The following is a 23,626-nucleotide window of genomic DNA, read 5'->3' on the forward strand; positions in this document are numbered from 1 at the left end:
TGGTTTCACCCCATCCCCAAGGAGACGACCATGATACAGCCTGAAAAATGCCGGACCGGCCTGGTCCTTTTGGCCCTGGCGCTGGCCTTGTCGGCTTGCGCCCGAACGCAGCAGGCCGCGCCCGGCGCGCCGGCCGCCACAGCCGCGCCAAGCTACAAAATGACCACCCCCATGCCCCCGGGCGTGGCCGCGCCGGCCAGCGTGGACACGCGCCTGGGCACCCTGCGCTACGATTCCGGCTTCCCCGACGAGGCGACCACGGCCAAGCTGTACGACAACCTGGACTTCCAGCGCGCCGTCCAGGCCTACCTGCTGGGGCTGCCGGCCGTGAACCAGGCCGCCAACCGCAACGCCATCCGCACCCTCGGCCCGGTCAACGGCACGGTGCCCATCTTCGAGCAGCTCGTGGATTCGCGTTCGATCTTTCTCACGGCCAACGACAACACCGTCTACAGCTGGACCTGGGTCGACCTCAAAAACGGCCCGCTGGTGCTCGAAGTGCCGCCCAAGGTGCTCGGGCTCATCGACGACATGTGGTACCGCTGGGTGGGCGACGTCGGCATCACCGGCCCGGACCACGGCCAGGGCGGCAAGTACCTGCTGCTGCCCCCCGGCTACAAGGGCGCGACGCCCAAGGGCTACCATGTGGTGCAGTCCCCGACTTTCAACCTCTGGATTCCCTGGCGCAGCTTCCTGGTGGACGGCGACCCCAAGCCCGGCATCGCCCTGGTCAAGAAGTTCACCAAGATCTATCCCCTGGGCCACAAAGGCCAGCCGCCCGAACTGCGTTATGTGGACCTGTCGGGCAAGGACTTCAATACCGTGGCCCCGGCCGACGCCAGCTTCTGGGAACTCCTCAACCAGGTCGTGCAGGAAGAGCCCACCGACTCCCTCGATCCGGTCACGCTCGGGTACTTCGCCGCCATCGGCATCGAAAAGGGCAAGCCGTTTGCGCCCGACGCCCGCATGCGCGCCATCCTGGCCGAGGCCGCGGCCGTGGGCGACGGCACGGCCCGGGCCGTGGCCTACCGGATGCGGGAGAAGGCCGCCTATTATTACGCCAACAGCGCCTGGCGCGTGCCGTTTCTGGGCGGCTACAAGTTCGAGACCCAGCCCGGCGTGGACAGCCTCGACGGGGCCATCATGTTCTTCTTCGCGGCCACGGGCGTGACCCCGGCCATGGACATCCAGATGGTCGGCAAGGGCTCGCAGTACGCCTGGGCCCTGCTCGACGCCAACGGCAAGCCCCTTGACGGCGGCAGGAACTACACGCTGCACCTGCCGCCCAACATCCCGGTCAAGGATTTCTGGTCGGTCATCGTCTACAGCAACCAGACCCGGTCCATGCTGCAAACCGACCAGCGCTTCCCCAGCGTCAGCAGCCAGACGCAGGGGCTGGCCGTCAACCCCGACGGCTCGGTGGACGTGTACTTCGGGCCCAAGGCCCCGGCGGGCAAGGAGAAAAACTGGGTGCAGACCGTGCCCGGCCAGGGCTGGAACGTCATTTTGCGCCTGTACGGCCCCCTGGAGCCCTGGTTCGCCAAGGCCTGGCGGCCGGGTGAGATCGTTCCCGCGCCGTAAGGGCGCCTGGACACGGCCGGGCCGTTTCCGTCGGGAGGGATGGAAACGGCCTGGCACTTCTTCCTCGGAGGACGCCATGGACGCTTCCCGCCAACCCGCCCCCGCCTGGCCAGCCCTGGCCCACCTCCTCCTGCTGGCCCTGCTGTTGGCCGCCCCGCAACCGGCCCGGGCCGATGCCGTCACCGACGCGGTGGACAAGGCCGCCCCCGCCTGCCGGGACATCGCGGACCGTATCTTCGCCCTCAAGGAACAAAGCGGAAAGGAATTCCAAAGCAGCGCACTGCTCAAAAACGAGCTGGCCAGGCTCGGCTTCACCGTCACCGGCGACCTGGCCGTGCCGGCCGACCTGGTACCGGGCGGTGTCTCCCAAACCGCCTTCAAGGCCGAGATGGCCGGCAGCGGCCCCGGGCCCACCGTCTGCATCATGCTCGAATACGACGCCCTGGCCAACGGCCATTCCTGCGGCCACAACCTCATCGCCGGCACCGGCCTGCTGGCCGCCGCCGCCCTGGCCCAGCGCATGCCGCAAACCCCGGGCAAGCTCGTGGTCATGGGCACCCCGGACGAGGAACGCGGCTCGGCCGGCGGCGGCAAGGTCGCCCTGCTCGAAGGCGGGCACTTCGAGGGCGTCGACGTGGTGCTCGCCACCCACCCGGCCGACCGCTTCAGCCTGGACCAGCGCCTGCTGGCCATGAAGCGGGCCACCTTCACCTTCCAGGGCAAGGCCGCCCATGCCGCCGCCGCGCCGCAACTGGGCGTCAATGCCCTGGACGCGGCCCTTTTGACCTTTCACTGCGTGGACATGCTGCGCCAGCACGTGCGCCAGGACGTGCGGATGCACGGCATCATCACCAAGGGCGGGGACAAGGTGAACGTGGTGCCGGAGCTGGCCCAGGCCGAATTCGGGGTGCGCGCCCTGGATACCGCCACCATGGAGAACGCCTACGGACGCGTGTGCGCCTGCGCCCGGGCCGGGGCGCTGGGCACCGGGGCCGGGCTGGAATTCACCGAACCCCGCGTGTCCATCGCCGCCCCGGTCCGGGTGGCGCCGCTGATTGACCGCATACGCGACGCCCTGCACCAGGCCGGCATCGACGACGCGGCCATCCGGGATTTCGACGAATTCGTCTCCTCGGACCTCGGCGCCGTGGGCGACGCCTACCCCACCGTCAATGTCTGGTTCAAGATCGCCCCGGACGGCACGTCCCTGCACGCCGATGCCATGCGCGAGGCGGCCGGCTCCTCGGCGGGCTGGCAGGCCGCCGTGGCCACGGCCAAGGCCGTGGCCCTGACCGCCGACGGCCTGCTGCGCCACCCCGACGCGGTCCGGGAGATCCGCCAGGCCTTCGACGCGGCCAAGGCCGGGCACTGAGCAGGCCCTTTCCAGCCCCCCAACCTAGCCCGAGGTCGCCATGGAACGGATCGTCGCCTTTGCCCTGGCCCTGGTCACGCTGTGTGCCGCCGCGGCCGCGCCGGATTACGGCAGCGGCATCCTGCTTGCCGTGGGGCCGCTTTTCGGGCTGGCCGTGGCCGCCAGCCACAAGGCACGCGGTGCCTTGCGGCTGGAAGCCATCCTCAAGTACTTGATCTTCTTCTTTGTCGGGGTCGGCGGCGTCTGGGGCGGGGTCGGGCATGTCTTTTTCGCCCAAACAATCGCCGCGTCCATCGGTTGGGCGCCAAGCCCTTTCCAGTTCGAGGTGGGCATGGCCAATTTCGGATTCGGCCTCGCCGGCCTCCTGGCCCCCTTTACCCGGCCGGGCTATTGGCTCGGCCTGGCCATTGCCCAATCCGTCTTCCTGCTCGGCGCGGCGGGCGGGCACATCGCCTCCATGCGGGCCGGCAACTTCGCTCCCAACAATGCCGGCGTCATTTTTTACACCGACATCCTCGGCCCCCTGGCCATGCTGGCCCTGTTTTACGCCTTGGGCCGGGCCGCCAAACGAAGCGCGCCCTAGGCCAGGCCCGCGCGGAAGGCCCGCAGCCTCGGCCGGCCAGCGCCCCCCCGACGGCGACAGGCCACACCGTCTCCGGGTGGCCCGCCCCGGCCCAGGCATGAACCGCCACTGAAAACAACGACTTTTCGTTGCCGCCAACGATCTTTCATCGCCCTTTGACGACCTGCGGCGCCTCACGCCAGGCCGTCAAGACAACTCACCGTATTAATTAATTTATTTTTGCCATTCCCCTGGCACGGGATTTGTAATTCGGAAGGTATTCTTCCCTTCCAAGCCGCAAAAGAAAAAGCTCCTTCCCCGAGGGAACGATACAAGAAAAATGCCTGCACCACAATGTATATCAAACTATAAGCACGGATTTCCTTTGCACAACAAAGACACCGCATCCATTCATACCAATTATATACGCCAACTGTTTTGTCGCCATACAGTGCCCATGCGCAAACAATTCGTCACCTCAACCTCCTGAAAAGAGAGCATCCGGTGCCAGATCTCCATCAAGACATCCGCGTCGTCAATGTCGGCCTGGAAGGATTCTACGAGGAACTCCGGGAACAGGGCGTCGCCGCCATCCAGGTCGACTGGCGGCCGCCCGCCGACGGCGACAGCGCGCTGATCGACAAGCTGGCGCGCTTGCAAAACCCGGTCGTCGAGGCGGCCAACGCCCGAACCATCGCCCGCATGATGGACAGCCGGCCGTTGTGGATCGACGTCCAGCCGGCCCTCGAGGCCATCTCCGGCCTGGAAGGCCATTTCCTGCTGCACTCCGGCCCCCCCATCGCCTTTGGCGACATGTGCGACCCCCAGCAACGCGCCGTGGAAGCGGCCGCCATCTTCGAAGGCTGGGTATCCGACCGGGCGGGACTCGAAGCGAAACTCCGCACCGGCGACATCAAACTCCTCCCCAACTCCCAGTTCGGCAGCGTCGGCGCCATGTGCGGCATCATCTCGCCGTCCATGCCGGTGATCGTCACCGAGAACGCCACCTACGGCAACCGCTCCTGGTCCACCTTCAACGAAGGCAAAGGCAACGTCATCTGGATGGGGACCTACGACAAAGGCACCATCAAGCGCCTGGGCTGGATGCGCGACGTGCTGGGCCCGAGCCTGCGCGCCGCCCTGCGCACCCGGGACCAGGGCCTCGACATCTTCAAGGTCATCGCCGAAGGCACGCTCATGGGCGACGAGGTGCATGCCCGCAGCGCCGCCTGCACCCTGCTGCTGCTGCGCCAGCTCGTGCCCATGCTGCTGGCCACCGACGTCAAGCGCGAGGCCGTCTCCAGGATCGTGGAGTTCCTTGGCCAAAACAACCACTCGTTCCTCAGCCTGACGCTCACCGCCTGCAAGGCCGCCGCCGATGCCGCCCACGGCATCCCCCATTCCACCGTGGTCACGGCCATGAGCCGCAACGGCGTCGACTTCGCCCTGCGCGTCGGCGGCCTGGGCGAGCAGTGGTGCATCGCCCCCACCGCGTCCATGGACGAGGCCATCTACTATTCCGGCTACGGCCCGCAGGACGCGGCCGGCGACATCGGCGACAGCGCCATCGTGGAAACGGTCGGCCTTGGCGGCATGATCATCGGTGCCGCGCCGAGCATCAGTTCCTTTGTCGGCGGTTCCATGCAGCATGCCCGCCAGGCCATGGCCGCCATGCGCGCCATCTGCGCCGGCGCCAACCCGGCCTTTGCCCCGGGCGCCGTGGACTTCACCCCGGCCCCCATCGGCATCGACATCCGCAAGGTCGCGCGCCTTGGCCTCACGCCCATCATCGATACCGGCGTGCTCCACAAGGCCTCGGGCGTCGGCCAGATCGGCACGGGCATCGCCCGCGCGCCCCTGGCCGCCTTCCGCCTGGCCCTGGAGGCCATGCCGGTCCCGTGCTGAGCCGCCCAACCCCATGGCAGGAGACACGACCATGACCAAGCCCATTGCCGTTGTGGCCTTCGGCGGCAACGCCATCCTCGATGCCGGCGACGACGGCTCCTTCACCACCCAGCTCGAAAAAGCCAAGGCGGCCTGCCGGCAGATGCTGGCCATCCTGCACCAGGGCTACCAGCTCATCCTGGTCCACGGCAACGGGCCGCAGGTCGGCAACCTGCTCATTCAATTCGAAAAAGCCCGGGACATCATCCCGGTGCCCCCCCTCGACGTGGCCGTGGCCTCCTCCCAGGGGCTGCTCGGCCACATGCTCGAAATCAGCATGCGCACCGTGCTCGAAGAGGACCGCATGCAGCGCGAGGTGGCCACCATCCTGACCCAGGTGGTGGTCAGCCCCGACGACCCGGCCTTTGCCCGCCCCACCAAACCCATCGGCCCGTTCTACACCCGGGAGCAGGCCGAGGGGTACCGCCTGACCGAGGGCTGGCACGTGGTGGAGGACGCCGGGCGGGGCTGGCGCCGGGTGGTCTGCTCGCCCCAGCCGCGCAAGGTCCTGGAACTGTCCACCATCAAGTACCTGGCCGAAAACGACACCGTGGTCATCACCTGCGGCGGCGGCGGCATTCCGGTCAACTACCTGACCGACCGGGTGGTCGGCACCGACGGCGTCATCGACAAGGACGCCACCGCCGCCCTGCTCGCCTACAACATCGGCGCGGAACTGTTCCTCATCCTCACCGGCGTCGCCCAGGTCAGCCTGGACTACGGCAAGCCGACCCAGCGTGGCCTGGACGCCATGACCGTGGCCGAAGCCCGATCCTGGCTCGACGCCGGCCAATTCCCGCCCGGCAGCATGGGGCCGAAGATCCGTAGCGCCGTCGAATACGTGGAAAAAGGCGGCGCCCAGGCCATCATCACCTGTCAGGAGAACATCGTCGCGGCCATGGAACGATCCGGCACATGCACCAGGATCATCAAATAGGGTTGTTGCAAATCGCAAGCGAGACAAGACCATGCAATTGCAAGCCATCGTGCGCAAGAACCAGTACCAGGATTCCGTGCGGCTCATGCAGATTTCCCGCCAGGCCAGCGAAACGCCCGACGTCAGGAAGGTCCTGGCCCTGCTCGGCACGGACAGCAACAAGAAGGTCCTCGCCGACCTTGGCCTCATGCAGGCGGCCATTGCCGCGGCCACCGCCAACGACCTGGTCATCTGCATCGAGGCCGCAACCGAGGCCGCGGTCGCGGCCGCCCTGGACACCGTGGACGCCTGCCTCAAGGCCGTGGCCACGGCCGCAAGCGCCGCCGAGGCCAAGCCCCGCTCCCTGGAGGAAGCCGCCCGGCGCCTGCCCGGCGCCAACTTCGCCATGATCTCCCTGCCCGGGCAGATGGCCAAGCTCGACGTGGCCGACGCCCTGGACCAAGGGCTGCACGTCATGCTTTTTTCCGACAACATCCCCCTGGCCGACGAAGCGGCACTCAAGGCCCGGGCTGTGGGAAAAGGGCTCCTGCTCATGGGGCCGGACTGCGGCACGGCCATCATCAACGGGGTGGCCCTGGCCCTGGCCAATGTGGTGCGCCGGGGCGACATCGGCCTGGCCGCGGCCTCGGGGACCGGCATCCAGGAAGTGACCTGCCTCATCGACCGGTTCGGGGGCGGCGTTTCCCACGCCATCGGCGTCGGCGGCCGCGACCTGCGCCGGGAGGTCGGCGGGGCCATGATGTGCCAGGCCATCCGCACCCTGGCCCAGGACCCGGCCACCAAAAAGCTCGTCATCCTGTCCAAGCCCGGCGCGCCCGAGGTCATGGCCAAGGTGCTGGCCGAGGCCCGGGCCAGCGGCCTGGAGGTCATCGCCTGCCTGCTCGGGGCCGACGGGGCAACAGCCGACAGCGACGGCATGGCCTGCGTTTCCACCCTGGAAGAGGCCGCCTTCCGCGCCCTGGGCCTTGCCGTTCCCCCGCCGGAGATCCCCGAGGGGCTTCGCCGCCACGTCGCCGGCCAGTCGCCGCGACGCCGTTTCCTGCGCGGCCTCTACAGCGGCGGCACCCTGTGCTACGAGACATTGTTCGTTTTGCGCGACGTCCTGGACATCGAATCCAACGTGGCCATCCGGCCGGAACTCAAATTGCCCTACCCGGTCAAGGGCCAGGCCCATTGCTGCGTGGACCTCGGCGAGGACGAGTTCACCCGGGGCCGCCCCCACCCCATCATCGACCTGGGCCTGCGCCTGGAGCGGCTGGCCGAGGACATGGCCGACCCCACGGTCAAGGTCATCCTGCTCGACCTGGTCCTCGGCTACGGCGCCCACCGCAACCCGGCGGCCGCACTGGCCGCCGCCCTCGACCACGCCCGCCGGGGACAGGCCGACGGCGGCCCCGCCGTCCTCGCCCATGTCTGCGGCACCGACGCCGACCCCCAGCAACGGCGGACCCAGGAAGAACTCCTGTCCAAGGCCGGAGCCTACCTCTTCGCCACCAACGCCCAGGCGGCCAGGGCCGCCCAGGCCATCGTCGCGGGGACCCTGTGAGGCGCGACAGGCCGGCGGCCCCGGCCGGCAACGGAGGTAGGCTCAGGCCCTACCAGGACGCATTCCGCCAGGCTTTCGGCGAGGCCGTCTCCTTCGACCCCGAGATCCTGCGCAGCTACGACCATGACCTGGGCGAAATGCCCGGGGCGCTCATGGCCCTGGTCCGCAACCGACCGCAGGCGGTCGTCATCGCCCGCAGCCGCGAGGATGTGGCCGCAGCGCTGCGCCTGGCGGACAGGTACGGCATCCCGATCACGCCGCGCGCCCAGGCCTCCTCGGGCTACGGCGGGGCCATCCCCAGCCAGGGCGGCCTGGTGCTCGACCTGAGCGCTTTTAACCGGATATTGGCCGTGGACGCCGCGAACGCCACCGTGGACGTGGAGCCGGGCCTGGTCTGGGAAGACCTCTCCCGGCACCTGGCGCCCCATGGCCTGGACAACCGGGCCTGCCCCACCAGCGCGCCGTCCTCCACGGTCGGCGGCTGGTTCGCCATGGGCGGGGTCGGCATCGGCAGCTTGCGCTACGGCTCCATCCGCGACAACGTCCTCGAAATCGACGTGGTCGGCCTCGACGGCCTGGTGCGGACCTACAGCGGCGAAGCCATGGAGCCCTACCACCAGACCTGCGGCAGCCTGGGGATCATCACCCGGTTGCGCCTGGCCTGCCGGCCGGCCGAGCGCCTCCTGCCGCTGGCGGCGCACCTGCCGGACGCCGCCAGCGCCGGGCGCTTCCTGGAGGGCCTGGAAGCCTGGCCGGCCGCCTATTCCGCCAGCCTGCAATCCGCCGGCTACTGCGCCCTGCGGGCGGCGGCCGAAGGGCATGCCCCGGCCATCGGCTCGGGCTTCCTCGTTTCCCTGGCCGTCTCCCCGGTGGGCCAGGCCCGGGACCAGGCGGCGGCCCTGGCCGCCCGGTGCGGCGGGGTACTGCTTGCCGAGGAAGCGGCCTCGGCGGAGTGGGCGGGGCGCTACTACCCCATGCGCATCCGCAGGCTCGGCCCCTCGGCCCTGGTCGGGGAATACACCCTGCCGACCAGCGCCTTCGCCGCCAGCTTCGCCGCCCTGCAAAACGCCCTGCGGCGGGATGCCTTCGGCCTGGAAGCCTTCGCCGTGCGCGGGGGCCGGCTGGCCGTGCTGGCCTACATCCTCGATGACGCCGCCGCGCCGCTCTATCCGCTGCGCCTGGCCAAGGCGATGCTGCCCCTGCGCCTGGCCGCCCGCCATGGCGGCAGGCCCTATGCCACGGGCATGTGGTTCGCCGCCCTGGCCAAAATAGTCTTCGGCCCGGCCAAGCTCGACCGGGTGCGCCGGTTGAAGGCGGCCCTCGATGGACGGGGGCTGCTCAACCCGGGCAAGCTCGCCGGGCCGCGGCTGCCCTTCGCGCCCTTCCTGGACCTGTCGCGCTGCCTGCTCGCGGCCACGGCCTGCCTGGCGCCCCTGGCTTCCCGGCTCCCTTCCAAGCAGCGCCGTCGCGCCTAAGCCCCTCGGAGTGTTGCCATGCCCACCCACGCCTCCCTGCCCATCGCCGGCGACCCCGGCCTGACCCGGGCCCTGGCTCAAGCCGTCGCCACCTGCGCCCGTTGCGGCTTTTGCAAGGTCAGCTGCCCGACCTTCCCCTTTGGCGGCGGCTACGAAACCTTTTCCCCCCGGGCCAAGGTGTATTTCCTGCGGGATTACTTCGCCGGGCGCGACGTGCTCAGCCCGCAGTGGGTGGACCGGCTCTACCGCTGCACCACCTGCGAGCGCTGCCAGGCCGTGTGCCAGACGGCCATCCCCCTGGTGGCGCTGTGGGAGGCGGCCCGGGCGGACATCGTGGCCAAGGGCCTGGGGCCCATGCCGGCCCACAAGAAGTTGCGCGCCCTGGCCGAGGCCCACGGCAACCCCTATGGCGAACCGGCGGTCAAACAGTCGCAGTGGCTTTTGCCCGAGCATCGCCCCGTAAAAACCGCCGACATCCTCATCTTCGGCGGCTGCACGGCCTCGTACCGCATGCCGTCCATGCTGCAAACCGGCGTGACCATCCTGACGCGCCTGGGCATTGCCTACGCCTATGCCGGCGGGCTGGAGCACTGCTGCGCCAGCCCCCTGCTGCGCACCGGCCAGATCGACGTGGCCGGGGAACTGATCGGGCGAAACCTCGACCTGTTCGCCCGCGCCAAGGCCCGCACCATCGTCACGCCCTGCGGCGGCTGCTCCAAAACCCTCAAGCACGACTATCCGCTGTGGGCCGATAAGCTCGGCAAACCCTTCGATGCCCGCGTGCGCCACTTCTGCGAAGTCTATGTGGACCTGCTGCGCCAGGGCCGCATCAAGCCGAGCATCCCGGTGGAAAAGACCGTCACCTTCCACGACCCCTGCCACCTCGGGCGCTCCCAGGGCCTTTTCGACGAACCGCGCGAGCTCCTGGCCGCCATCCCGGGGCTGACCCTCGTCGAGATGGCGCGCCACCGAGAAACGTCGCGCTGTTGCGGCGCCGGCGGCGGGGTCAAGGCCAACTACCCGCAAATGGCCGCCGCCATTGCCAAGGACCGGCTGGAAGAGGCCGTGGCCACGGGCGCGGACATGCTGGTGACCATGTGCCCGTTCTGTCAGGGCAGCTTCAGCCAGGCCATCGCGGAAACCGGCGCCGGCATCGGCCTGTCGGGCCTGGAAGAACTGCTGCTGGCCGCCTTGCCCCAATGAGCGCGCACAGCGGAGTGGCCGGCTGGCTGGCCGTGCCGGGGCCGGGCACGGTGTGGCACGCCCGGGTGCGGGCGGTTTTCGCGCGAAGCGTCCATGCCTGGGGCGACGGCCGCTGCCTGACGCTCGGCGACGCCAGCCTGCCCGCCCATCCCCACTCCATCCTCTGGCCCGGATTTCCGGGCGACTGGGCCATGGGCCAGGCGGTCGCCGTCACGTCCGAGGGGGTGTTCGGCCCGCGCGGCCGGCTGGTTTCCCTGCGCTCCCTCAAGCGCTTTGCCCCGCCCCCGGCCTGCCGGCCCCTGGCCGCGACCGGGCGCATCGCCGCCGCCCTGGCCGCCTGCCAGGCCCGGGCGGCGGCGATGCCGGCCAGAGGCGGCTTCCACGACGTTTTCCTGGGCTGCCTGGGCCGCCTGAGCCCGGCGTGCGTCGAGGCCTCCCAAGGCCTCCCCGGGGCCTTGGCCGGCCGGGGCAGGCGACTGGTCCTGGCCCTGGCCCGGCCGCTGCGCCTTCGCGACTGGGACGGCCTGGCCGGGGCGGGGCGCGCCCTGGCCGGCCTGGGCATCGGCCTGACGCCGGCCGGCGACGACGTTTTGGCCGGCATCCTGGCCAGCCTGCACTATCACGGCGCCTGCCTGGCCCAGCCCCTGCTGCCCCAGGCCCGCCTGACCGCCCTGGCCGGGGACTGGGCCGGGCACACCACGGCTTTTTCCGGGTTTTTGCTGCGCGGCGCCGCCTCGGGGCAGGTGGCCGCACCGGTCGGCGACTGGCTGGCCGCCGTCCATGCCGGGGACGCAACCACGGCCTTGCGCCGCCTCGGCCAACTGGAAAGCCTGGGCCATTCCAGCGGGCTGGACACTTTCGCCGGCCTGCTGCTTTCGCTGCAAATCCTCATGGGGGAACGGGCATGGATCGAAGCCTGACGCTGCCGGAACTGGTCAAGGCCCTTCGCGGGGCGGAGGTTTTCCGCAACAAGTGCCGCATCCGGCCCATGGCCGAGACCTTCGCGGCGCTCGCCAGCGCCTGCGGCATCCCAAACGGCGACGACGCGGCGGCCATCCCCGACGGCGACGGCTATCTGCTCCTGGCCGCCGAGGGCATCACGGCCGACCTCGTCCGGCAAAACCCCTATCTGGCCGGACGCTGCGCCGTGCTGGCCAACGTCAACGACATCTACGCCATGGGCGGGCGCCCCCTGGCCATGGTGGACGTCATCGGCACGCCCGACGAGGCCAGCGCCCGGGAGCTGTGCCGGGGCATGCGCGACAACGCCGCCCGCTACGGCGTGCCCGTGGTGGGCGGGCATTTGCTGCGCACGAGCCGGGACAGTTCCGTGGCCCTGGCCATCCTCGGCCGGGCCAAGGCCTGCATCACCAGCTTCGACGCCCGCCCGGGCGACCTGCTGGTGCTCGTCACCAGGGAACATGGCCAGTGGCTGGCCGACATGGGCTTTTGGAACGCCACCCTGCCCGAGGACGACGCGAGCCTGGTGCCCCATTTGGAGCTTTTGCCCCGCTGCGCCGAGGCGGGCCTGGCCCTGGCGGGCAAGGACGTGAGCATGGCCGGCATCGCCGGCACGGCCATCATGCTGGCCGAGGCCTCGCATGTCGGCTGCCGGCTCGACCTCGACCGGATCGCGCCGCCGGCGGGCGTGCCCCTTATCCCCTGGCTGCTGGCCTTTCAGTCCTACGGCTTCCTCCTGGCCGTATCGCCCGGCCGGCTGGAGGCCGTACGCGCCCTGTTCGCCGTCCCGGGCCTTGCCACGGCCGCCATCGGCGCCTTTTGCCGGGAGCGTCGCATCGTGCTGCGCCGGGATGCGGAGGAGGCCGTGTTGTGGGACCTGGCGGCCCAGCCTTTCGCGGGGGTGGCGCGATGAACCCGGCAGGCCCCGATTGGGGCGGCGGCAGCCGTTTCTACCTGCCCAACGAGGACGCGGGCGTGGTGCGCGCCGCGCTCGGCTACTTTCGCCCCCGCGCCCGCCGCCCGGTTTTCGTCGGCGGCTCGGGCATGATGCTGCTCGAAGCAGCGGCCGGCCTGCCGCGCCTGCAACGCGCCACCTTCGTGGATGTGGCCGATTTCCAGTGCGACTATTTCCACCGGCTGCGGCGCGCCCTGGCCGGTTGCGCCACACCCGGGGAATTGCGGACCTGGTTCGCGGATACCGTCTACCCCGAGCTTTGCCGCCACCACCAGGCCCGCGGCCGCGCCTACGGCCTGGAGCAAGTGCTGGAGGCCCTGCGGCAGACCTTCCGGCTCCGCTTCTTTTTCGACCCGGCGGCTTTTCGCCGCGCCCAGGCCGTCGTCGACCGCGTGGTCCCCGTCCGGGCGGATATCGCCGGCCACCTCGCCGCGACGCCGCAAGCGCACGACTTCATCTATGCCAGCAACGTCCCCGACTATCTGGGCCGGGACGGCCTGGCGGCGTTTTTCGCCGCCTGCCGTGGCCACGCCGCACCGGTCTACCTGCTGCTGACCAGCGCCTGCGCCGACCCCGAGGCCGTGCGCCAAGCCTGGGAAGCCGCCGGCTACGCCCCCCATCCCGCCGCGAAAGGCCTGGACGCCCGAAACCGGGGCCTGGGCTCGCCGCGCCTCGCCCGGCCCTGGAACCGGCCGGGCACCGTCCACCTGCTCGTGCCCCAAGACGCAAGGAGTACCCCATGACGCACCGACCGACCGCCCCGCCCCTTCGCCTCGCCCCGTGGCTGGCGCTTGCGGCCTGCCTCCTGCTGGCCGGCCCGCGCCCGGCCCACGGCGCCGCCGAGGCCAACGATCCAACCGCCATGGTGCGCCTGGCCTACCTGCAAAACGACCTGCACCACCTGGCCCTGTGGGTGGCCCTGGACAAGGGCTTCTTCGACGCGGAAGGCGTGCCCGTGACCATCGCCGGCGTCTTCCGGTCCGGCCCCGAACTCATGACCGCCTTCGGCGCCGGCGCACTCGACGCCGCCTATGTCGGCGAGGCTCCGGCCACCATCGCCGCCGTGCGCGGCACGGCCGACATCCGGGTGCTGGCCCAGGCCAACACCGAAGGCTCGGCCCTGGTCGGCTCCAAGGCCCTGGCCGCCGGCAGCCTCGCCCACCCCACCCTGGCCATGCCCGGCAACGGCACGGTCCAGGATTTCCTGTTGCGCAAAGCCCTGCCCGGGCTTGGCCTCGCGCCCGAGGCCGTGGACATCCTGGTGCTCTCGCCGCCGGAAATGCTGACCGCCTTGCAGGCCGGCCACATCGACGGGTTCATCGCCTGGGAACCCTACCCGTCCCGGGCCGTGGCCCAGGGCATCGGCCAGGTGCTGGCACCGTCCGCCGCCATCTGGCCCGAGCACCCCTGCTGCGTCCTGGTCGCCGGCACCGCCTTCATCCAGGCGCACCCCGTCGCCGCCAAGGCCCTGCTGCGCGCCCACCGCACGGCCACGGCCTTCATTCACGACCATCCCGACGAGGCCGTGGCCGTGGCCGTCAAATACACCGGCATGGACGCGGCCGTGGTCCGCCGCGCCCTTGGCCAGGTCACCTATACCGAGGAGCCGAGCCTGGACGGCGAGGAGGCCTACGTGCACTTTCTCCAGTCGCTCGGCCTGGTCTCGGTCCCCGACGCCAGGGGCTTTACCCGCCGGTTCATGGCGACCGCCGTGCGGGAGGCGGCGGACGGCAAATGAAGCCGCGCGCGGTCGGTCCGGTGCTTGCCGCCCTGGCCGTGTGGCAGGCCGTCTGCCTGCTCGGCCTGACCTCCCCGGCCATGCTCGCCTCGCCCGGGGCCGTGGCCACGGCCTTGGGGGAGCTCTGGGCCACCGGCATGCCGCCGGGCAAGGTCTTGCCCCTGCACGCCTGGCACAGCCTGCTGCGGGTACTGACCGGGACGGGGCTGGCCGTGGCCTGCGGCCTGCCGCTGGGGCTCGCCTGCGGCGCCAGCGCCAAGGCCCGGGACATGGTCATGCCCCTGATCGATTTTGTGCGCCCCATCCCGCCCCTGGCCTGGATTCCCCTGGCCATCCTCTGGTTCGGCCTGGGCCTGGCCTCGTCGGCCTTCCTCATTTTCCTGGGCGCGTTTTTCCCGGTGATGCTGTCCACTTGCGCCGGGGTGCGGGCCGTTGACCCGCTGTACGTGGACGCGGTCCGGCTGCTGGGCGGGGGCAGGGCGGCCGTGTGGGGCAAGGTCTTGCTGCCCGGGGCGCTGCCGTCGGTCGTCACGGGCGTGCGGGTGGGGCTCGGCATCGGCTGGATGACTTTGGTTGCGGCCGAATGCACCGGGGTCCGGGGCGGCTACGGCCTGGGCTACATGATCATGAGCGCCAGGGACCTCCAGCGCACCGACATGGTCATGGCCGGCATGGCCGCCATCGGGCTTATCGGCCTTTGCATGGAGTGCGGCATGAAGCGCCTGGCGGCAACCCTTTTGCATTGGCAGTGAGCATGGCCGGCAGCCTGACCATACGCGGCCTGGCCAAGGCCTACCGGGCCGGGGACGGGAGCGAAACCCAGGTGCTGGGCGGCATCGACCTGGACGTCCCGGCCGGGTCCATCGTCTCCGTGGTGGGGCTCAACGGCTCGGGCAAGACCACCTTGCTGCGCATCCTGGCCGGGCTCGAGGCGCCCACGCGGGGCGTGATCGCCATCGACGGCCGCCCGCCCGCCCTGGGCGGCCCCCGGGGCATCGGCCTGGTCTGCCAGGATGTGGCGCTGCTGCCCTGGCGCACGGTGCGGGGCAACATCGCCCTGGGCCTCGAAGTGCGCCATGTGCCGGCCGCCACCCGCCTGGCCCTGGTGCGGGAATACGAGGACGCCTTCGGCCTGGCCGATTCCAGCGGCCGCTACCCCCGGGAACTCTCCGGCGGCATGCGCCAGAAGGCGGCCATCGCCCGGACCCTGATCGCCGATCCCGGCGTCGTGCTCATGGACGAACCCTTCAGCGCCCTGGACTGCCAGACCCGAAACCGGATGCAGGCCTTCCTCCTCGATATCTGGGCCCGCCGGCGCGACACCATCGTGTTGGTCACCCACAACATCGAGGAAGCGGTCCTTGTAAGCGACCGCATCGCGGTCATCACCCCCAAACCCAGTCGCGTGGAAGCGGTGCTGCCCGTGGATTTGCCCCGCCCGCGCACGCGGACCGATGCCGGCGTCAACGCGCTGCGCGCCCGGATCATCGACACCCTGCGGCACCTGTGCCGCCAGTGACGTTGCCCCATGCGACCATGGTTGGGTATGGGGAGGCGTGGGCAATGATGCCGCCAAGGCAGGGGACGGGCCGGCGCGAACCCGCCGGGGATACCGGCGTGAGGCGGCCAGGGGCCTGAGAGGATCGACCATGGCCATTTTGGGATTCGTCAACGTCAGGAAGCTCCTGCTGGAGATGGCCCAGCACCACTGCGTGGAGGTGGTGCTCAAGATCGCCGTGGAAACCTTGGCGGATATTTCCAGTGTCGCCCTGGTCCGGATCTGGCTCATCGAAGCCGGCGACCTCTGCCCCACCTGCAAGGACAACGGCCAATGCCTCGACAAGAGCCGCTGCCTGCACCTCATGGCCAGCTCCGGCAAGTCCCTCCTGACCCGGGAGAAGGCCTGGTGCGGCATCGAGGGCTCCTCGTTCAGCCGTTTCCCCATCGGCATCCGCAAGGTCGGCCAGATCGCCCAGCTCGGGCAGCCCATCGAAATCCACGAGATCAACGCCCGGGAGAAATGGCTGGCCGACCCGGACTGGGTGCGGCGGGAAAAGATCAAGGGGTTTGCCGGGCAGCCGCTGATCTGCCGCGACGAAGTGCTCGGGGTGTTGTCGGTGTTCACGCGCGAGCCGTTGGAGCAGGGCACCCTGGACATGCTGCGCATGGTGGCCGACCATCTGGCCTATGCCATCGCCAATGCCAGGGCCTTCGAGATGGTCGCCCGGCTCAAGCAGCAAATCGAGCTGGAAAACGCCTACCTGCGCGAGGAAATCAACGAGGCCCAATCCTTCAAGGGCATCATCGGCCAAAGCGACGGCATCGAGCAGATTCGCAAGCTCATCCGCATGGTCGGCCCCACCGAGGCCAACGTGCTCATCTACGGCGAGTCCGGCACGGGCAAGGAGATGATCGCCCGGGAGATGCACAATCACAGCGATCGCTGCGCCAAGCCGATGATCAAGATCAACTGTTCGGCCATTCCCCGGGAACTGTTCGAGAGCGAATTTTTCGGCCATGCCCGCGGCGCCTTCACCGGCGCCGTCAAAAACCGCATCGGCTACTTCCAGGCCGCCGACGGCGGCACCCTGTTCCTCGACGAGGTGGGCGAGATCCCCACCTACCTGCAAAGCAAGCTGCTGCGCGTGCTCCAGGAGGGCGAATACCAGCGCGTCGGGGAGGACAGCGTCCGCAAGGTCAATGTCCGCATCATCTCGGCGACCAACCGGAACCTGCATGCCGAGATCCAGGCCGGCCGCTTTCGCGAGGACCTGTATTACCGGCTGCAGGTGTTTCCCGTCATGGTGCCGGGCCTTCGCGAACGCAAGATGGACATCCCGCTGCTGGCCGAGCACTTCATCAAACTGAGCAGCAAGAAGATGAACCGGCCGCGCCCGCGGCTGTCCGAACAGCAGCTCAAGCGCCTGATCGCCTATGACTGGCCGGGCAACATCCGCGAACTCCAAAACATCGTGGAGCGCATCGTCATCACGGCCCAGCCGGACCAAGTGTTACAGGAACTCGACCGCTCGCCCACGGCCGCCCGGGAGCAGCCCCCGGCCCGGCCGGCCGTGGCCACGCCCAGGCAGGTGCTGACGGAACGGGAGCTGCGCGACCTGGAGAAAGCCAACATGCAGGAAGCCCTGCGCCGGACGAACTGGCGCATCTACGGCCCGCGCGGCGCGGCCAAACTGCTCGGCCTCAACCCCACGACCCTGATTTCGCGCCTCAAAAAGCTCGGTATCTACCTGCCCCGCGCAAGCGAGGAGGACTCGCCGCCCTAGCCCAAGCCGAGCAGCCAGACGGCCAGCGGCGCGAACACCGCCGTGAGGATGCCGGCCAGGATCATGGCCAACCCGGCCATGGCCCCCTGCTGCTCGCCGACAAGGGCAAAAGGGACAAGGCGTCGGCGCTGCAATGGCCCAGGCACACCCCCCGGCCGTCGCACCGGCCGGCATCGGCCAGGCAGGCCTGCTGCCCCCTGATGACGAGAAGCCCCCGGGGGCAACTGGGCAGGCACTGGCCGCAGCCCAGGCAGCGCGCCGGGTCGACATGCACGACCGCGCGGGCGCCGGGCCGCCGGTTGGCGCCTTGCCGCCGCGCCGGCCCGGGAGGCGAGGCCGGGCGGGCGCAGGCCGCCTGGGCGTCACCGGCCATGGCCGGCTCCCCCGGCCGTAAGCGCCGCCACTTCCTGTTCGAGCCGGCCGACCACGTTGCAGAGGCGGCCGAAAGCCTCCTCCAGCAGGCCGAGCCTGGCTTCCAGTGTCGCCAGGGTCGTGCCGGCGGGACCGCATCCAGGGCCGCCCTGGCGCCCGGCGCCCATCCCCGGCAAGGCCGCCATGAGGGCCTGCATTTGCGCAAAATCGTCTTGCCAAGCGTCCTCGCCTGCGTCCGGTCGCCCCGGCCCCTCCAGCGGCTTGCCCCCGGGCTGCGGGGTTGCGGCGGCCAAACCCCGCTCCCGGCCCGGGCCGCCGTCGCCATGGTTCGCGTGCGCCATTCCTGCCTCCTTTCGTGTTGTGGTACAGGCCCCCCGCCGTTGCGACGGGCTGGCCGCGCCGGCCGCCCAAGCCCGCGTCACGGCGCCCGCGTTCCCTCGACCCGCAGCAGCGCCGCGCCCCAGGTGAAGCCCGCGCCGAAAGCGGCCAGCAGGATCCGCTGCCCGGGCCGGATCAGGCCGGCCTGACGGGTTTCGGCCAGGGCCAGGGGAATCGAGGCCGCCGACGTGTTGCCGCAATGGCCAAGCGTGACCACGGTCCTGTCCGGCCCGAGGCCAATGCGCTCGCCAATGGCCTCGATGATGCGCCCGTTGGCCTGGTGCGGCACGAACAGGTCGATGTCGTCCACGGACAACCCGTTGCGGGCAAGCAGCGTCAGGCAGGCCTGGCTCATGCGGCACACGGCCTGGCGAAAGACCTCCCCTCCCCGCATGCGCAGGAAGTAGGCCTCGCCGACGCGGCTGTCGGGCGAGGCATAGGCGGCCCGGCTGCCGCCGCCGTCGGCGGTGAGCAGGTCGCCCTGGCGGCCGTCCGAGCCAAGCAGGATATCGCCCAGCACCAGGCCGGCGCCCGTCCCGGCGCCAAGGACGGCCGCCCCGGCCCCGTCGCCGAAAATGACGTTGACGTTGCGTTCGCCGGGGGCACACAGCCGCGACATGGCCTCCGTGGCCACCAGCAGGATGCGGGCCTCCGGCTCCAGGCGCAGGATGCCGGCGCCGAGGTAGAGGCCGTAGAGAAAGCCCGAACAGGCCACGTTGAAATCCATGGCCACGAGCCCAAAGAGCCCGAGCTTGTGCTCCAGGGTGCAGGCGGTGTTGGGCACCAACCCGTCCGGGGTGCAACTGGCGACCAGCAGATGGCTGATGGCGCCGGCCGCGACGCCGCTGTCGGCCAGGGCGGCCCGGGCGGCCAGGACCCCCATGTCCGAGGCGTTTTGGCCGGCGGGCAGGATCCGCCGTTCCCGGATGCCCGTGCGCGAGGCGATCCATTCCGGCGTCACCCCGAAGCGTTGGGCCAGTTCCGTATTGGTCAGCACCTGCTCGGGCAGATGCCCGCCCAGCCCCAGGATGCGGCAGGTGCCGAGCCGTAGCCCGGCCTGGCCGACGGCCTGGCATCCGATGCCGGCCCGGTTGCGGTCGTAATTCATAGGCCCTGTTTCCCGTTGACGGTTGCTCCCACGCGCCCAGGGACGCGGGCTCCGGCCGGGCTCCCCGGCCCCGGCCGTGACCCGCCGCCTGTCGCGCAAGGCTCCTCAAGCAAATAGGGGGCCGAAGCGAACGGGAAGCCGCGTTGGCGCCGTACCCGCCCCATACCCTCGGCGAAAAGGACCCTTCCCCGGAAAAACAGGGCTTGGTGGCCAAGCGGCACGGCGGGAACGCCAGGCGAAATCTCGCTGTTTTCACCGAAACATCGGGCCGTTTCCACGAAATCCTGTTGCCCGCCCTGGCCAGGGCGCGGCAACGCCCTTCTAAGCGGCGGAAATCAGCAGTGATTTTACAAACCCGCAAATCCGGCCAGGCGGCACGGGCCTTGCTCTTTCATCAACAAGTTGCAGTATTCAAACCTGTTACAGAGGAGAGACAGCAATGCCCATGGTTTCCATTCCCCCCATCGCCATCGGTGAAGAGATCGTCAACCACGGCCCCAAGATCTATGAGGACATCAAGGCCAACCCCGGCGAAAAAGCGCTCATCTGCATGCACACCGTGCCCTTCGAAGGCTCGGTCGGCCTCATCAACATGCTGACCGCCACGCGGCTCGTCCGCAAGGGCTACGACGTGACCTTCCTGCTGTACGGGCCGGGCGTGCTCATGGCCTCGGCCACGCGCGGCTTCCCCAAGGTGGGCGACGAGGGCTTTGCCGGCAACCTGGCCTACAACAAGCAGCTCACCACCATCATCAACGAGGGCGGCAAGGTCGTGGCCTGCCGCTTCGCCATGGGCGCCCTGTACGGCATGCGCGAGACCGACCTGCTCGCCGGCGTCCAGGCCATCCATCCCCTCGACATCCTGGACTGCATCCTCACCCACCAGCGCGCCGGCGCCCTGATCCTGTCCACCTGGACCGTCTAGCCCCGGCCGTCCGTTTTCACGCCCAAAGGAGACACGCATGGAACGTTGCAACCACGGCGAGAAGGTCAAACGCAAGGTCTTCGATGTCCACAACCACATCGGCTTCATGGACGGCTTCAAGTACTACGGCCTGCCCGAGCCGGTGAACCCCACGGTCTACTGCGACAACGACCGGGCCGCCAAAATCGCCCTCATGGACACACTCGGCGTGGACCGCGCCATCGTCATGTCCAACTACGGCATCCCCGACCCCAGCCAGCCCTTCGGCCTCAACAAGGTCGTGCTCGACGCCTGCGCCCATCCGGACAAGCGCATCCTCGGCGGCGTCTGGTTCTCGCCCGCCCTCAAGATGAAGGAGGCCAACGAGGCGGCCATGCAGCTGGCCGGCGAACCGGGCATCAAGGTGCTCAAGGCCACCTGCCTGCTCGGCGGCACCTGGAACCCCGAGGAGTGGGACGAAGAAACGAAAACGATGTGGGAAGGCATCATCGACGTCTGTGAAAAGCATGATCACGTCTTCCACCTGCACACCAGCCCCGGCGGCGGCTCCGACGTCAGCAACTGCATCAAGTTCGTGCGCGCCTACGGCAAGCGGGTCAAGGTCCATGTCGTCCACTGCGGCGGAGGGGTCTCCGGGCACATCAAGTTCATTCCGGAATTTATAAAGTTCGTGAAGGAAGGCTACAAGGTCTATACCGACACGTCCTGGGCCGTCGGCTTTTGCAATCGCTACCTGTTCGACGAGATCGAGAAAAACGGCCTGGGCGACGACCGCGTCCTGTTCAGCTCCGACGAACCCTGGAGCGACTTCTGGAGCGAATACTACAAGTTCGAGGGACTGGGTATTTCCGAGGAGCTCAAGAAGAAGCTGTTTTGGGAAAACGCCGAGAAGCTCTACGGCGTCTAGTCTTGTGCCCCTTAAAAAATACGGCCGTATTTTTTAAGAAAAATAATGCTGCGGGCCTGTTGCCCCCGCCCCCCGCGAGTTGCGCCAGGGCGCGGCACGCGCCTGCCGCCCCATGCGGGAACGGAGCCCGGACGGCCTGCGCGGCCGCTCCGTTCCCGCAGCCAGGCAACCCGTTGCCGGCACCAAACCCTACGGATGCGACGCCATGACCATGACCCTTGCCGATTACGTCGCCTTGCAAAGTTACGGAGCCCAAATCGTGGACCAGGGCGGCGTGCGCCGGGGCGGGGCCGGGCCGGCCGATGCCGCCGCCTACGTCATCGGCGGGCACCCGGTGATGATTCCGGCCCTAAGCGCCACGGCCCGGGCTTCCGATTACGCCTTCGTCCCGGACGGCGACGGCTGGCGCATCGAACGCCAGGGCCGGCCGCTGTGCCGGGCCCGGGCGGTGCCCACCCCGCGCTTCTATGCCGGGCGCACGGCCGCGGGCATCCCCTACGCCAAGATCGCCCGGCTCCACGGCCAGGACTGCCTGGCCTCCACGGTCATCCAGGAATGCGCCCGCTACAACAGCCGCCGCACCCGCTGCCGGTTTTGCGCCATCGGCGCCTCCCTGGACCAGGACGCCACCATCCACACCAAGACACCCGAACAACTGGCCGAAGTGGCGCGGGCGGCCCAGGCGCTCGACGGCGTGACCCACGTCACCCTGACGGCCGGCACCACGCCCTGCCCCGACGACGGCGCCCTCTCCCTGGGCCGGTGCGCCGAAGCCATCGCCACGGCCACCGGGCTGCCGGTGGAAATCCAGTTCGAGCCCCTGCGCGACCCCGGCCTCTATGCCCGGCTGCGGGGCATGGGCGTCACCGATGTCGGCATCCATGTGGAGAGCTTCGATCCGGCGGTGCGCCGCCGCATGACCCCGGGCAAGGCCGTCATCGGCCTGGAGGCGTATTTCGAGGCCTTTGCCGCCGCCGTGGCGGTCTTTGGGCGCAACAAGGTCAGCACCTACGTGATCCTGGGCCTGGGCGAGGACGAGGCCCTGACCCTGGACGGCTGCCGGCGGGCGGCCGCCTTGGGGGTGTATCCGGTGGTGGTGCCGTTGCGGCCGCTGCTCGATTCCTGCCTGGCCGAGGCGAACCCCGTGGACCCGGCCTATCTGGGCCGCATGTACCGCCGCATCGGGACGCTGCTTAGGCAGGCGGGGCTTTCGGCCGAGGCCAGCACGGCCGGCTGCGTGCGTTGCCGGGCCTGTTCGCTGCTCCAGTTCACGGAAAGCGCGCCGGGCCGTACCCCGGCCCAGCCGGCGGCGCCCGGCGCCGTAGCCGATGCCGCGGCCGTCACCCTCCGGGTCGCCGCGAGCCCGGACGAATTCGAGGAATACCTGCGCCTGCGCCACGAGGTGTTCGTCTCGGAGCAGGGCCTCTTTTCGGATAGCGACCGTGACGCCCATGACGCGACGGCCATCCCCATCATCGCCCTTGTCGGGGGCAAGGTCGCCGGCGTGGTGCGCTGCTACCGGCACCGGGGCGGCGTCTGGTACGGCGGGCGGCTGGCCGTGCGGGCGGAATTTCGCGGCGGCGTCAACATCGGGGCGCTGCTCGTGCGCAAGGCCGTGGCGCTCATGCGGGCCAGGCCCGACGTCCGGCGGTTCCTGGCCACGGTGCAATTCCAAAATGTCCGCTTCTTTGAGCGCATCGGCTGGGTGAAGCTCGGCAAGCCCTTTTTCCTGCAGGGCAGAAAACACCAGGTCATGGAAAACAAGCTGCGCGAGGAGGCCCCGTAAGGGCCACGACCAGGCCTCCCCCCAGCCGTGTCAGCGGATCAGGGCCGCACCGTACAGGGTAGGGCTCAGTGATGCAAATGCGCTTCCTGGTGCGTGATCCAGGCTCGCCGACGGTGCGTTGTTGCAGGGGTTGCCGGGACAGGGGCAGGTGTACGGTAACCAGGGTGCCGTCCGCCTCCGAGGTCTCCCACGCAATATTTCCGCCATGCGCCTGAGCGGCGAGCCGCGCCGAATAGGCCCCGGGACCCGTGCCGCCAGGCTTGCCGGAGGTGGCATATTTTTTCGTGGAATCTTTGACGGATTCCCGGGGTATAGCCAGCCCGTTGTGAATGCGGATAATCGCCTCAGCCGTCGTCGCACGCAGGTCGACAGTGACGGCGTTGGCCCCGGAATCGACGGCTGCCGCTTCCAAGGCGTTTCGCACCAGTTGGAAAGCATGGGGTAGCACAGACTGCGATCGGCGTGGACCAGGAAGGCATCCGTCCCGGTTGCCGGTTTAGGCGATCTTGGACAGGCTCCCCGACAGGAGGAACCCTATGCAACTCAAAACCACACCCGCTTCCGACTTCTTTGAGACGGCCCGCCGTGAGTGG

22 protein-coding genes and 1 pseudogene are annotated in these 23,626 nt (G+C 69.5%); 18 read left to right on the forward strand and 5 right to left on the reverse strand.

Going from position 1 to position 23,626, the window contains the following annotated elements; all coding sequences use genetic code 11:
• The first annotated feature begins 30 nt into the window (after positions 1 to 30).
• The 15 genes from ACP59X_RS18765 (at position 31) to ACP59X_RS18835 (ending at position 17,557) form a co-directional block, all read left to right on the forward strand.
• Positions 31 to 1,581 (forward strand): DUF1254 domain-containing protein, encoded by a 1,551-nt coding sequence (locus ACP59X_RS18765; protein ID WP_428561360.1) that lies wholly within the window; start codon positions 31 to 33, stop codon positions 1,579 to 1,581.
• A gap of 76 nt (positions 1,582 to 1,657) precedes the next feature.
• Positions 1,658 to 2,953: an amidohydrolase gene (locus ACP59X_RS18770; protein WP_428561363.1), complete on the forward strand. Its 1,296-nt coding sequence runs from the start codon at positions 1,658 to 1,660 to the stop codon at positions 2,951 to 2,953.
• A gap of 40 nt (positions 2,954 to 2,993) precedes the next feature.
• Complete coding sequence (locus ACP59X_RS18775) at positions 2,994 to 3,536, forward strand: DUF6790 family protein (protein ID WP_428561365.1); 543 nt, start codon at positions 2,994 to 2,996, stop codon at positions 3,534 to 3,536.
• A gap of 483 nt (positions 3,537 to 4,019) precedes the next feature.
• Complete coding sequence (locus tag ACP59X_RS18780) at positions 4,020 to 5,420, forward strand: YlbE family protein (protein ID WP_428561368.1); 1,401 nt, start codon at positions 4,020 to 4,022, stop codon at positions 5,418 to 5,420.
• A gap of 31 nt (positions 5,421 to 5,451) precedes the next feature.
• The gene (arcC, locus tag ACP59X_RS18785) at positions 5,452 to 6,396 is read left to right on the forward strand and encodes a carbamate kinase (protein WP_428561371.1); all 945 of its coding nucleotides are present in this window, start codon (positions 5,452 to 5,454) and stop codon (positions 6,394 to 6,396) included.
• A gap of 31 nt (positions 6,397 to 6,427) precedes the next feature.
• Positions 6,428 to 7,942: an acyl-CoA synthetase FdrA gene (gene fdrA / locus ACP59X_RS18790; RefSeq protein WP_428561373.1), complete on the forward strand. Its 1,515-nt coding sequence runs from the start codon at positions 6,428 to 6,430 to the stop codon at positions 7,940 to 7,942.
• Positions 7,939 to 9,417 carry an FAD-binding oxidoreductase gene (locus ACP59X_RS18795; protein ID WP_428561375.1) on the forward strand — a complete coding sequence of 493 codons (1,479 nt, stop codon included), beginning with the start codon at positions 7,939 to 7,941 and terminating at the stop codon, positions 9,415 to 9,417. Before fdrA ends, ACP59X_RS18795 begins: the two co-directional genes overlap by 4 nt.
• A gap of 18 nt (positions 9,418 to 9,435) precedes the next feature.
• Complete coding sequence (locus ACP59X_RS18800) at positions 9,436 to 10,620, forward strand: (Fe-S)-binding protein (protein ID WP_428561378.1); 1,185 nt, start codon at positions 9,436 to 9,438, stop codon at positions 10,618 to 10,620.
• Positions 10,617 to 11,540 (forward strand): oxamate carbamoyltransferase subunit AllH family protein, encoded by a 924-nt coding sequence (locus ACP59X_RS18805; RefSeq protein WP_428561381.1) that lies wholly within the window; start codon positions 10,617 to 10,619, stop codon positions 11,538 to 11,540. The genes ACP59X_RS18800 and ACP59X_RS18805 overlap by 4 nt, the downstream gene beginning before the upstream one ends.
• The gene (locus ACP59X_RS18810; RefSeq protein ID WP_428561383.1) at positions 11,525 to 12,493 is read left to right on the forward strand and encodes a sll0787 family AIR synthase-like protein; all 969 of its coding nucleotides are present in this window, start codon (positions 11,525 to 11,527) and stop codon (positions 12,491 to 12,493) included. Before ACP59X_RS18805 ends, ACP59X_RS18810 begins: the two co-directional genes overlap by 16 nt.
• Positions 12,490 to 13,278: a hypothetical protein gene (locus ACP59X_RS18815; protein WP_428561386.1), complete on the forward strand. Its 789-nt coding sequence runs from the start codon at positions 12,490 to 12,492 to the stop codon at positions 13,276 to 13,278. Before ACP59X_RS18810 ends, ACP59X_RS18815 begins: the two co-directional genes overlap by 4 nt.
• Positions 13,275 to 14,273, forward strand: coding sequence for an ABC transporter substrate-binding protein (locus tag ACP59X_RS18820; protein ID WP_428561388.1), 999 nt, complete (start codon positions 13,275 to 13,277; stop codon positions 14,271 to 14,273). Before ACP59X_RS18815 ends, ACP59X_RS18820 begins: the two co-directional genes overlap by 4 nt.
• On the forward strand, positions 14,270 to 15,025 hold the full coding sequence (locus tag ACP59X_RS18825) for an ABC transporter permease (RefSeq protein WP_428561390.1): 756 nt from the start codon (positions 14,270 to 14,272) through the stop codon (positions 15,023 to 15,025). The genes ACP59X_RS18820 and ACP59X_RS18825 overlap by 4 nt, the downstream gene beginning before the upstream one ends.
• Before the next feature lie 2 nt (positions 15,026 to 15,027).
• Positions 15,028 to 15,792: an ABC transporter ATP-binding protein gene (locus tag ACP59X_RS18830; protein WP_428561392.1), complete on the forward strand. Its 765-nt coding sequence runs from the start codon at positions 15,028 to 15,030 to the stop codon at positions 15,790 to 15,792.
• Between the two features lie 130 nt (positions 15,793 to 15,922).
• Positions 15,923 to 17,557 (forward strand): sigma-54-dependent Fis family transcriptional regulator, encoded by a 1,635-nt coding sequence (locus ACP59X_RS18835; protein WP_428561395.1) that lies wholly within the window; start codon positions 15,923 to 15,925, stop codon positions 17,555 to 17,557.
• On the opposite strand, the gene ACP59X_RS18840 is transcribed toward ACP59X_RS18835, so the two are convergent.
• From ACP59X_RS18840 to ACP59X_RS18855, 4 genes and pseudogenes are all read right to left on the reverse strand, one after another.
• On the reverse strand, positions 17,554 to 17,691 hold the full coding sequence (locus ACP59X_RS18840) for an LrgB family protein (protein ID WP_428561398.1): 138 nt from the start codon (positions 17,689 to 17,691) through the stop codon (positions 17,554 to 17,556). The two genes, ACP59X_RS18835 and ACP59X_RS18840, sit on opposite strands and share 4 nt — an antisense overlap.
• A gap of 80 nt (positions 17,692 to 17,771) precedes the next feature.
• Positions 17,772 to 17,930 (reverse strand): annotated as a pseudogene (locus ACP59X_RS18845) (4Fe-4S binding protein); the annotation flags it as partial.
• Positions 17,920 to 18,270, reverse strand: a complete 351-nt coding sequence (locus ACP59X_RS18850; RefSeq protein WP_428561401.1) for a hypothetical protein — start codon at positions 18,268 to 18,270, stop codon at positions 17,920 to 17,922. The gene ACP59X_RS18850 and the pseudogene ACP59X_RS18845, both read right to left, overlap by 11 nt.
• Before the next feature lie 77 nt (positions 18,271 to 18,347).
• A complete protein-coding gene (locus ACP59X_RS18855; protein WP_428561403.1) occupies positions 18,348 to 19,415 on the reverse strand; it encodes a beta-ketoacyl-ACP synthase 3 in 1,068 nt (355 codons plus the stop codon).
• A 439-nt stretch (positions 19,416 to 19,854) separates the two neighbouring features.
• On the opposite strand from ACP59X_RS18855, the gene ACP59X_RS18860 reads away from it, so the two are divergent.
• The 3 genes from ACP59X_RS18860 (at position 19,855) to ACP59X_RS18870 (ending at position 23,033) form a co-directional block, all read left to right on the forward strand.
• Entirely contained in the window at positions 19,855 to 20,340 is a 486-nt protein-coding gene (locus ACP59X_RS18860; RefSeq protein WP_428561405.1) for an MSMEG_0572/Sll0783 family nitrogen starvation response protein, read from the forward strand.
• Between the two features lie 37 nt (positions 20,341 to 20,377).
• Complete coding sequence (locus ACP59X_RS18865) at positions 20,378 to 21,247, forward strand: amidohydrolase family protein (protein WP_428561408.1); 870 nt, start codon at positions 20,378 to 20,380, stop codon at positions 21,245 to 21,247.
• A 205-nt stretch (positions 21,248 to 21,452) separates the two neighbouring features.
• The gene (locus tag ACP59X_RS18870; protein WP_428561410.1) at positions 21,453 to 23,033 is read left to right on the forward strand and encodes an MSMEG_0568 family radical SAM protein; all 1,581 of its coding nucleotides are present in this window, start codon (positions 21,453 to 21,455) and stop codon (positions 23,031 to 23,033) included.
• Here ACP59X_RS18870 and ACP59X_RS18875 read toward each other — a convergent pair.
• Positions 22,999 to 23,481 (reverse strand): ATP-binding protein, encoded by a 483-nt coding sequence (locus tag ACP59X_RS18875; protein ID WP_428561412.1) that lies wholly within the window; start codon positions 23,479 to 23,481, stop codon positions 22,999 to 23,001. The genes ACP59X_RS18870 and ACP59X_RS18875 overlap by 35 nt on opposite strands.
• Positions 23,482 to 23,626: the final 145 nt, after the last annotated feature.

The sequence above is a fragment of the Solidesulfovibrio sp. DCME genome (assembly GCF_049995385.1).
Taxonomy (GTDB): Bacteria; Desulfobacterota; Desulfovibrionia; order Desulfovibrionales; family Desulfovibrionaceae; genus Solidesulfovibrio.